The 9598-nt window shown below is 65.6% G+C and carries 10 protein-coding genes, 1 tRNA gene and 1 other RNA gene; 11 read left to right on the top strand and 1 reads right to left on the bottom strand.

The window, feature by feature from the left end; all coding sequences use genetic code 11:
* The first annotated feature begins 133 nt into the window (after positions 1 to 133).
* The 9 genes from ssrA (at position 134) to VF649_RS11665 (ending at position 7177) form a co-directional block, all read left to right on the top strand.
* Positions 134 to 486, top strand: a transfer-messenger RNA (tmRNA) gene (gene ssrA / locus VF649_RS11625).
* Positions 487 to 634: 148 nt separating this feature from the next.
* Positions 635 to 1015, top strand: coding sequence for a hypothetical protein (locus VF649_RS11630; RefSeq protein WP_331012121.1), 381 nt, complete (start codon positions 635 to 637; stop codon positions 1013 to 1015).
* Between the two features lie 118 nt (positions 1016 to 1133).
* Entirely contained in the window at positions 1134 to 1862 is a 729-nt protein-coding gene (gene dapB, locus VF649_RS11635; RefSeq protein WP_331012122.1) for a 4-hydroxy-tetrahydrodipicolinate reductase, read from the top strand.
* A complete protein-coding gene (gene nth, locus VF649_RS11640; RefSeq protein WP_331012123.1) occupies positions 1859 to 2521 on the top strand; it encodes an endonuclease III in 663 nt (220 codons plus the stop codon). The genes dapB and nth overlap by 4 nt, the downstream gene beginning before the upstream one ends.
* Positions 2522 to 2568: 47 nt before the next feature.
* Positions 2569 to 2645: transfer RNA gene (locus tag VF649_RS11645), tRNA-Arg, on the top strand.
* Entirely contained in the window at positions 2638 to 4089 is a 1452-nt protein-coding gene (locus VF649_RS11650; protein ID WP_331012124.1) for a DNA methyltransferase, read from the top strand. The genes VF649_RS11645 and VF649_RS11650 overlap by 8 nt, the downstream gene beginning before the upstream one ends.
* A 3-nt stretch (positions 4090 to 4092) precedes the next feature.
* Entirely contained in the window at positions 4093 to 4959 is an 867-nt protein-coding gene (locus VF649_RS11655; RefSeq protein ID WP_331012125.1) for a hypothetical protein, read from the top strand.
* Between the two features lie 111 nt (positions 4960 to 5070).
* A complete protein-coding gene (locus VF649_RS11660; protein WP_331012126.1) occupies positions 5071 to 5250 on the top strand; it encodes a hypothetical protein in 180 nt (59 codons plus the stop codon).
* Positions 5251 to 5281: 31 nt separating this feature from the next.
* Positions 5282 to 7177: a peptidase M61 gene (locus VF649_RS11665; protein WP_331012127.1), complete on the top strand. Its 1896-nt coding sequence runs from the start codon at positions 5282 to 5284 to the stop codon at positions 7175 to 7177.
* A gap of 68 nt (positions 7178 to 7245) precedes the next feature.
* Here VF649_RS11665 and VF649_RS11670 read toward each other — a convergent pair whose 3' ends face one another.
* A complete protein-coding gene (locus tag VF649_RS11670) occupies positions 7246 to 7962 on the bottom strand; it encodes a Crp/Fnr family transcriptional regulator (RefSeq protein ID WP_331012128.1) in 717 nt (238 codons plus the stop codon).
* 211 nt (positions 7963 to 8173) lie between these two features.
* Between VF649_RS11670 and VF649_RS11675 the strand changes: the two genes are divergently transcribed.
* Together VF649_RS11675 and dcd are read left to right on the top strand one after the other, a co-directional pair.
* Positions 8174 to 8908: a Crp/Fnr family transcriptional regulator gene (locus VF649_RS11675; RefSeq protein WP_331012129.1), complete on the top strand. Its 735-nt coding sequence runs from the start codon at positions 8174 to 8176 to the stop codon at positions 8906 to 8908.
* A 75-nt stretch (positions 8909 to 8983) separates the two neighbouring features.
* Positions 8984 to 9538, top strand: a complete 555-nt coding sequence (gene dcd / locus VF649_RS11680) for a dCTP deaminase (protein ID WP_331012130.1) — start codon at positions 8984 to 8986, stop codon at positions 9536 to 9538.
* The last annotated feature ends 60 nt before the right edge of the window (positions 9539 to 9598 follow it).

Raw genomic sequence — 9598 nt, forward strand, 5'->3', positions numbered from 1 at the left:
CGCCTCTGCCAGGAAGAGCATCGCGCGAAGCGCGTAACGGGAACGCTGTGTCAACATGATGCGACAAGCCCATGCATCGGAAACATGGCAAGGGAAAGGCGTAAGGGGGGGAAAGGCGTAAGGGGGAAAGGCGGCTCTTTGCAAAGCCGCGCCCGCGCCCTATATCGGTCCTGCCGGGGCAACCCGGCTATGGCGATAAAAGGCGGCGCACAATAGGCGCAGCGGACCCGGGGGCAGTACCCGGCGACTCCACCACCACCGGTCCTGCCTTACAGGCAGGGGCCGGTGATGACGGGGTCGAACCAGGATCGACGTGTGTTGAAAAACGCAGCTTTTCGCTCGGAATGGGACCACCGTAACGGCCCATTACACAAGTGCCAACGATAACGAAGCACTCGCGATTGCGGCGTAACTGAGGGCCTAACGGCCTGACGTTACTCTAAAATAGCGCGGTTCGGACCCCACCGGGCAACAGAAGGGGAAACCAGCGGTTCGGAGGGCACCGGGCAACAGAAGCCCCTCCACTTCGCTCTTTCCCTCTCGGCTGCGGACATGTCGTTCGCGGATCGCCACGGAACACGCGGGCGTCATCGTCCGTTCGACCCCGGACACCCGACATAGTGAAAGACCGATCATGGCCCGCGCCAAACCGACGCCCACCACATCCCCGGCCCGCAATGGTCGCGCGGCCCCCAAGCAGCCGTCGCGCACGTTCGGCGTGGGCGCGCTCTCCGCCGTCGCTGCCGCCCTGGGCCTGGGCGCGGCGCTATTCGCGGTGGCGCTGCGCAAGGGCCGCAGCCTGACGAACCCGGCGGAACATGCCGCCCCCGATCTGGCCGCCGACGCGCCGCCGCCGAGCGCGCGCCAGCGCGCGCCGGACGCCTTCCGCCCCGATCCGACCGCACCGGTGCCGCCGGAATTGCGCGATTCGCTGCGCCCAGCGATCGGCCCCGCCCCCAGCCTGGCCGCAGACCGCGGATCGATGGCCAGTGGTTCGCAAGGCACAGCGTCTTAACGAACCCGCGAAAAAGCGAGTTTCGGGCGGACGCAAACCCGTCGCGCAAGGGCGCGATCCGTGGCAGTGGAGCGCACATGACAGCGTTTTCACCTTTGAGGCGCCGGGAGCAGGCGCGATGACCGCCATCGGCATCTATGGCAGCGACGGCCGCATGGGCCGTGCGATCACCGAGACGATCGCGGTCGAAGGTGCGACGTTGGCGGGCGGCTGCGACGCTGCCGTCGATCCGGTGCCGCTGGCGCGCGCCGCCGATGCGCTGGTCGATTTCTCCGTGCCATCGGCATTGGCCGCGCATCTGGACGCGGCGCGCGGGGCCGGAACGCCGATCGTGATCGGCACCACCGGCCTGAACGCGCAGCACCACGCGCTGATCGATGCCGCCGCCGCCGATATCGCGGTGCTGCAGACCGGCAACACCTCGCTGGGCGTGACGTTGCTGGGCATCCTGGTGCGCGAAGCCGCCGAGCGGCTGGGCGCGGACTGGGACATCGAGATCATGGAATTCCACCACCGGTACAAGGTGGATGCGCCATCGGGCACCGCGGTGCTGCTGGGCGAAGCGGCGGCGGCCGGGCGCGGCACCACCCTGGGCGAAATCCGCGTCGACAGCCGTGCGGGCCTGATCGGAGCGCGCAGCGAGGGGACGATCGGCTTTGCGTCGCTGCGCGGCGGATCGGTGATCGGCGACCATAGCGTGATCTTCGCCAGCGAAGGCGAGCGGATCGAGATCAACCACCGCGGCGACGACCGGTCGATCTTCGCCAAGGGTGCGGTGCGCGCCGCCCTGTGGTTGGTCGGCCGCGCGCCCGGCCGGTATCGCATGGGCGATGTGCTGGGCCTGTGAAGAAGGTCGACGTTGCGGAATTCTATCGCCGGCTGGCACAAGCCGATCCGCATCCCGAGACCGAGCTGGCCTTCACCAACCCGTATACTTTGGTCGTCGCGGTCGCCTTGTCGGCGCAGGCCACCGACGTGGGCGTGAACAAGGCGACGCGCGCCTTGTTCACGATCGCCGACACGCCCGCCAGGATGCTGGAACTGGGCGAGGACGGGCTGAAGGCGCATATCAAGACGATCGGCCTGTTCAACACCAAGGCCAAGAACGTCATCGCCTTGTCGCGCATGCTGGTCGACGAATATGGCGGGGACGTGCCGGAAGATCGCGACGCGCTGGAGCGCTTGCCCGGCGTCGGCCGCAAGACCGCCAACGTGGTGATGAACGTCGCATTCGGCGCGGAGACGTTCGCGGTCGACACCCACATCTTCCGCGTCGGCAACCGCACCGGGCTGGCGCGCGGCAAGACGCCGCTGGCGGTGGAACTGAAACTGGACAAGGCGACGCCCCAGCCGTTCCGCCTGCACGCGCACCACTGGCTGATCCTGCACGGCCGCTATACCTGCAAGGCGCGCCGCCCGGAATGCTGGCGCTGCATCGTCGCCGATCTGTGCGCGTTCAAGCCGAAGACCCCGCCCCCCGTCTCCGCCCCGACGCCCCTTGCCTAAGAAACCGACTGGCGCCCGCCCCCCGCCTTTGCTACGCGCGCCTCCAGGCACCCGTAGCTCAGCTGGATAGAGCGCTGCCCTCCGAAGGCAGAGGCCACTGGTTCGAATCCAGTCGGGTGCGCCATCTTTACGATACCGCACGACCGATGGAGCCACGCGGAGTTGCGCGTGGGCAGGCGGTGGGACGTTCGTGGTGGCTGGCGCCATGTGCTCCGTTCCTGCATGCCATGTCGAAGGAGCCATCGGGGAGCATCGTGCCAAATCAACAGCGTGCCTTGGACCGGATCGAAGCGGGCCCATCACTGGATAGTGACGCGAAGGCTTCGCGCACGGGCGCGTTCACCGACAACATGAAGCTCCCCGTTCACCGCTGGCTGAGATATTCGGCGGGATTTTCTGCGGAATGGGTAGAGCGCGTCGTGCGCGATCATTGTCCGCCCGAAGGGCTGTTTTTCGATCCGTTCGCGGGATCGGGAACCGCTCTATTGGCGGCGCAGGCGGCAGGGATACAAAGTGCCGGTGCAGAAAGTCACCCGTTCGTGGTGCGCATCGCGGAAGCGAAACTTGCCTGGCAATCGGACCCTGCGCTCCTCGAAGCACGCGCCGGCGCGCTCGTGGGCAGAGCGAATGCTATCGTGGCCGGGCACGATGTCACGTCGGAATTGCTTCTGAAATGCTATTCCGGACCGGCGCTGGCGCAACTGGAGACATTGCGCCGGGCGTTTCTGGAGGAACCCAAGTCCGATCCGATCAGCAGCCTTTTATGGCTGGCGATCACCGCGATCCTGCGGGAATGTAGCGGCGTGGGAACCGCGCAATGGCAATATATCCTGCCGAACAAAAGCAAGGCCAGGGTCGTTCAGCCTTTCGACGCCTTTGCCATGCGGATCGCGATGTTTTGCAGCGACATGCGAAACCATCGCATCACCGTCGACCGGCCTATGTGCGAAGCAACCGTCGCTGCCGACGACGCCCGGACGTTGGCGGGGTTTTCGGGCCTGGCCGGTAAAGTCGATCTGATCGTGACATCGCCGCCTTATCCCAACAATTACGACTATGCCGATGCCACCAGGCTGGAGATGACGTTCTGGCGCGAAATTGCGCGTTGGAGCGATCTGCAAAACGCGGTGCGTCACAAATTGGTTCGCTCCTGCTCGCAACACAGCGCGGCGGAAAAGCTCGATCTCGAGTCCCTGCTCGATGACGAGGCGATATCTCCGATCAGAGACGAGCTGTCGACGGTTTGCAACGCGCTTTCCGAAGCGCGGGAAACACGCGCCGGCAAGAAGACATACCACACGATGGTGGGCGCCTATTTCAACGACCTTGCATTGACCTGGCGCGCGCTACGCAAGCTTTGCACGGACGATGCCAAGGTCTGCTTCGTGATCGGCGATTCTGCGCCGTACGGCGTCCATGTCCCTGCCGAACGTTGGCTCGCCACATTGGCCGTAGCCGAAGGGTTTTCGTCCCCCCAGTTCGAAAAGATCAGGGATCGAAACATGAAGTGGAAGAACCGAAAGCACCGCGTTCCTTTGCTCGAAGGCAATTTGTGGGTGCGCGGATAAGCTATGGCCGAATCGCCATCACACCGCTTCGGCCAGGTCGTCGGCAATCTGCTCGAAGAGATATTGAAGCCGGAATTGCTGCGCTTTTGCGACGAACGCGGCCTTTATCTCGATCGGCACGGCAGCCGGATCAATGTGCGCAAGGGGCGGAAGGTCGCCTGGGAGGACAAATACGGCAATTCGCACGATCTGGATTTCGTCATCGAGAAGGACGGGTCGGACGATGCGCGAGGACGGCCGGTCGCGTTCATCGAGGCAGCATGGCGCCGGTACACCAAGCATTCGCGCGCCAAGGCGCAGGAAATTCAGGGTGCGGTCCTGCCGATCGCCGAGACGTACGCGCTGGAGGCCCCATTCCTGGGTGCAGTGCTCGCCGGGATCTTCACGGCGCCCTCGCTCGATCAGCTTCGGTCGCTGAACTTCAACATCGTGTACCTGCCGTATGACAGCATCGTCGATGCGTTTGCCGGCGTGGGAATAGACGCGCGGTTCGACGAACAGACACCGGATGCGGCGTTTCGCACGTGCGTGGACCGGATCGGAATATTGGCCGCTGCGGACCGCGAAAAGGTGAAACGTGCGATCCTGGACGCGAACGCGGCGCAGTTCGACGACTTCTTCGTGAAGCTTCGCCGCAAACTCGATAGAACGACCCGACGTGTCACGGTGTTGCCGCTGTTCGGCACCGCTATGACCTTCGGAAGCGCAACCGAAGCGGGGGCGTTCATCGGCGCCTTCGACCCGGCGACTGCGGCCGGAGAGTTCCGGAAGTACGAAGTGTCGATCGTTTTCTCGAACGGCGACGAGGTGCGCGGCATGTTCGCCGATCAAGCCGAAGCCAACCGGTTCCTGCGATACGTCACCTCATAGGTCTCGTCAGCGCCCTGCCGCCCCCCAGCCAATTGCAAAACCTGGATTACACCCTTCGGAACGCGGGCCACCCGGCGTCGTTGCCCCCGCATCATCTTCAGGAGACGATCGATGGCGCAGAAGGGTGCGGGTGGGAATCCCGGGGCGATCACGAGCAAGGGCGGCGATGCCGGGTCGAGCGCGTCGAGCAAGTCGACCGGCGGCAAAGGCGGGGGTGGCCGGTCGGGTGGCAGCAAGAGCGGCGGCGGCGGCAACAGCGGCGGTGGGTCTTCCGGCGGCAGCAAGGGCTGAGGCGCGCGTTGCCGATCGTGACCGTGATATCATGACCCCGCCCCTGACCGACGAGGCCCCGACGCTGGAGCGCGGGCCGAACAGCCCAGCCGCGCCCCATCCGCTGCCGGAGACGCCCGGCATCCCGGAGCCGGCCGACGTCGACTATCCGGGCACCTTGCGCCTGCATCTCGATGCGACCGACGTGGAGCGCCGCATCTTTACCGCGCGACAGACGATCCCGGTGACGCGGCCAGGATCGATGTGGCTGCTGTATCCCAAATGGCTGCCCGGATTCCACGCGCCCCAGGCGCCGATCGAGCTGTTCGCCGGGCTGACCATCTGCGCCGACGGCGGTCCGCTGGAATGGAGCCGGCACCCCGTCACGGTCAACGCCTTCCACATCCATGTCCCCGACGGCGTGGAGGCGGTGGAGGCGACGTTCCAGTTCCTGTCGCCGACCGACCCGGATCAGGGCCGCGTGCTGTGCAGCGCCGATATGCTGTGCCTGCCGTGGAACGTCGTGCTGCTGTACCCGGCGGGCCATTATGCGCGGCGGATCATGGTCGAGGCCAGCCTGACCCTGCCGGGTGGCTGGGACCTCGCGTGCGCCGTGCCGCAGCGGCAGGACGAGAGCGGGGGCGAGACGCGCCACTTCGATGTCGCGGCGCTGGACGTGCTGATCGATTCGCCGGTGCTGGCCGGCCGCTATCTGCGCCGTATCGCGCTGGACGACGCGGTCACCCTGAGCGTCGTTGCGGACGAGCCGCATCTGCTGAATGCCGCACCGGAGCAGATCGCCGCCCACCGCGGCGTGGTGGAACAGGCCGATCGCCTGTTCGGCGCACGCCATTTCGATCGGTTCGACATGCTGCTGGCGCTCAGCCAGGAATTATCGACCGCGGGCATCGAGCATCATCGATCGTTCGAGGCGGTCAGCATGCCCGGCTATTTCACGCAATGGGACAAGGCGCTGTCGCGCCGCGACACCATCCCGCACGAATATGTTCACAGCTGGAACGGCAAGCACCGGCGCGGCGCCGACAGTTGGCAGCCGTGTTACGAGAAGCCGATCCGCAACAGCCTGATGTGGGTCTATGAAGGGCAGACCCAATATTGGAGCCAGGTGCTGGCGGCGCGATCCGACCTGTGGAGCGCGGAACACGCGCTGGGCGCGCTGGCCATCACCGCGGCGCGTTATGCGGTGCGGCCGGGCAGCCGGTGGCGGCCGATGATCGACACCACGCGCGATCCGATCATCGCCGCGCGCGCACCCCTGCCCTGGCCCAGCTGGCAACGCAGCGAGGATTATTATTCCGAAGGCGCGCTGATGTGGCTCGACGTCGATACACGGCTGCGCGACCTGTCCGGCGACACGCGCTCGCTCGACGATTTCGCGGCGGCGTTCTTCGGTGCGCACGACGGCAGCTGGTCGACGCAGACCTATGTCTTCGAAGACGTCGTCGATACGCTGAACGCCATCGCGCCGTTCGACTGGGCTGCGTTCTTCGCGGATCAGCTGGACGAGACGCGCGCCGGTGCGCCGCTGGATGGGCTGGACCGCGGCGGCTATGCGCTGGTCTTTCGCGACACACCCAATGTGTTCCAGGCGGCGGCGGATGCGCTGGCCGGGCAGAGCGACCTCACCCATTCGCTGGGGATCACGCTGGGCGAGGACGGAATCGTGAGTGACGTATTGTGGGATGGCCCGGCGTTTGCGGCGGGCTTCACGATCGGCGCGAAGGTGATCGCGGTCGGTGATCGGCCGTTCGACCCCGAACGGCTTCGGCGTGCCATCGCGGCCTGCGTACCGATCCCGCTGACCGTCGCCAAGGGGCAGCGAGTGCGGGTCGTGCAGATCGACTATACCGGCGGACTGCGCTTTCCCCATGTGGAGCGGATCGATGGCCGGCGGTGCCGGATCGACGAGATATTGATGCCCAGATAAGTGCAGGGCCAGATACGTGCAGGGCCAGATACGTGCAGGGAACGCGCTGGCGCGCTCCCTGCCACACGTCACGCCAGCGCGGTCTTCAGATGGCGGCCGTCGAAATCGGCCAAGCGGGAGACGCGCGGCCAATCGTCGATCACGATATTGCGCCCGCGCCGTGCGATGGTGCCGTCGGCCGACAGCGACTGCAACACGCGGTTGACGTGGACCGGGGTCAGCCCGGCGGCATCGGCCAGGTCGGATTGGGTCAGCGGCAGTTCGAACCGGTCGCGCGTACCCATCCCGGCGCGCTCCAGCCGCAATCCCAACTCGCAGATCAGGTTCAGGATGCGATCGCGCGCATCGCGGCGACCCAGGTTCGACATCCATTCGCACGCCGCCGCGGCATCCGCGATCGCATGCTGCCAAAGCGCCTTCGCCACGCCGGGCCGCGCGGTCGCCAGGTTCGCGACATCGTCCAGCGCGATGGCATCGATCGTCGCCGCGCCCAGCGTCTCGAACCCCTGCACCGCCGCATCGGCGCCGGGCAATTGCATGCCGAACATATCGCCCGGCACATACACGCCGGTGATCTGGCGTTGGCCATCGATGGTGATTCGGTTGCGCTGAACGAAGCCGGTCAACAAGCGGTAGCAATGCTGCTGCCGATGGCCCTGCCGGACGAGGTGGCTGCGCCCCCCGATATGCTGCCGATCGCGGGGCAACCCCATCAGGGCATCGCGTTCGGGCGAAGAGACCCGATCCTCCTCGGGGACGGAACGATTTGCAAGGGCATATAGCATGGTTGGCTCCCACTGGTTCTACTACGCTTTCGTCACCCACCCCCCATTGACGATAACCCGGTGTTAAGGATCCTTAACTACATGGCCAATTAAACTGCGCTAACTGTACGCTTCCGAACCGAAGGTGGTTCCGGTTCTTGCAGTGAGTCGCGCGAAAATCGTGTAGAGATCGGCTGGGGTGGCATGATGCCGTCGACCAGGAAATCCGATCATGCCGCAACCCAGCCAGTCCTTTACCCGCAACGCCCTGCTGAGCCGAATGGCGCCCGACGATTTCGCGCTGCTTCAGCCTCATCTCGAGCGAGTCGAATTACAGGTGCACGATGAGCTGATGCCGCCCGACGCGGACATCGCACACGTCTATTTTCCCGAATCGATCATGTGTTCGATGGTATCCACGCAGGAAGGCGACGACAAGGTCGAAGTCGGGCTGGTGGGGTATGAGGGGCTGACCGGGATACCCGTCATCCTGCGCGCCGGCCGATCCCCCGTCATGGGGAACGTTCAGATCGGCGGCGGCACCGCGCTGCGCATCCCGGCCGCCGATATCCTGGCCGCGTGCAACCGCAGCGAAACGTTGATGACGACGCTCCTGCGCTTCGTGCAGGCGACGATCGTGCAAGCGGCGCAGACGTCGGCGTCCAACGCCAATTACGCGCTGCCGGAACGGCTCGCACGCTGGCTGTTGATGTGCCACGACCGCGTCGAAGGGGACGACGTGCCGTTGACCCACGAATTCATGGCGATCATGCTCGCGGTCCGCCGTTCCGGCGTTACCGTGACGCTGCACACGCTGGAAGGCACCGGCGCGATCCGTTCGACGCGTGGGCTGGTGACGATCCGCGACCGCCAACGGCTGGAGGAGATCGCCGGCGAATGTTACGGCGCGCCGGAAAGCGAATATCGCCGGCTGCTGGGGCCGTTCGGGCGCTCGCCGGCGCACTGATCGCCCGCGCGGCGCGAGCCGCTTGCCCGGAACCCCGTTCCTGACGCAAAGGACGCGGCGAAGGGGAACATCCGCATGTCCGTCATGTCCGACCGCTGGATTCGCGAGACCGCGCTGGCGCACGCGATGATCGAACCGTTCGTGGAAAACCAGCGCCGCGACGGCTGCATCAGCTATGGCCTGTCTTCCTACGGCTATGACGCGCGCGTCGCCGACGAATTCAAGATCTTCACCAACGTCGACAGCGCGATCGTCGATCCGAAGGATTTCGCCGCGAACAGCTTCGTCGATCGCAAGACCGACGTGTGCATCATCCCGCCCAACAGCTTCGCGCTTGCCCGCACCGTCGAATATTTCCGGGTGCCGCGCGATATCCTGGTCATCTGCCTGGGCAAGTCGACCTATGCGCGCTGCGGCATCATCGTCAACGTCACCCCGCTGGAGCCCGGGTGGGAGGGCCATGTGACGCTGGAATTTTCGAACACCACGCCCCTGCCCGCGCGCATCTACGCCAACGAAGGCGCCTGCCAGTTCCTGTTCCTGAAAGGCAACGAGCCCTGCGAAGTGAGCTACGCCGACCGCGCCGGCAAATATCAGGGTCAGCGCGGCGTCACACTGCCGCGGCTCTAGCGCAACCGGCGCCCCTGCGACTCGGGAGCTTGAGTGAGACCGGCAGGCAACAGGCTGCGG

It is taken from the genome of Sphingomonas sp. (genome assembly GCF_036387535.1).
GTDB lineage: Bacteria > Pseudomonadota > Alphaproteobacteria > Sphingomonadales > Sphingomonadaceae > Sphingomonas_R.

Bases quoted from the DNA above. Each gene is read 5' to 3' on its own strand.
- VF649_RS11630 (WP_331012121.1), top strand. From the start codon at position 635: ATGGCCCGCGCCAAACCGACGCCCACCACATCCCCGGCCCGCAATGGT.
- dapB (WP_331012122.1), top strand. From the start codon at position 1,134: ATGACCGCCATCGGCATCTATGGCAGCGACGGCCGCATGGGCCGTGCG.
- VF649_RS11655 (WP_331012125.1), top strand. From the start codon at position 4,093: ATGGCCGAATCGCCATCACACCGCTTCGGCCAGGTCGTCGGCAATCTG.
- VF649_RS11660 (WP_331012126.1), top strand. From the start codon at position 5,071: ATGGCGCAGAAGGGTGCGGGTGGGAATCCCGGGGCGATCACGAGCAAG.
- VF649_RS11665 (WP_331012127.1), top strand. From the start codon at position 5,282: ATGACCCCGCCCCTGACCGACGAGGCCCCGACGCTGGAGCGCGGGCCG.
- VF649_RS11670 (WP_331012128.1), bottom strand. From the start codon at position 7,962: ATGCTATATGCCCTTGCAAATCGTTCCGTCCCCGAGGAGGATCGGGTC.
- VF649_RS11675 (WP_331012129.1), top strand. From the start codon at position 8,174: ATGCCGCAACCCAGCCAGTCCTTTACCCGCAACGCCCTGCTGAGCCGA.
- dcd (WP_331012130.1), top strand. From the start codon at position 8,984: ATGTCCGTCATGTCCGACCGCTGGATTCGCGAGACCGCGCTGGCGCAC.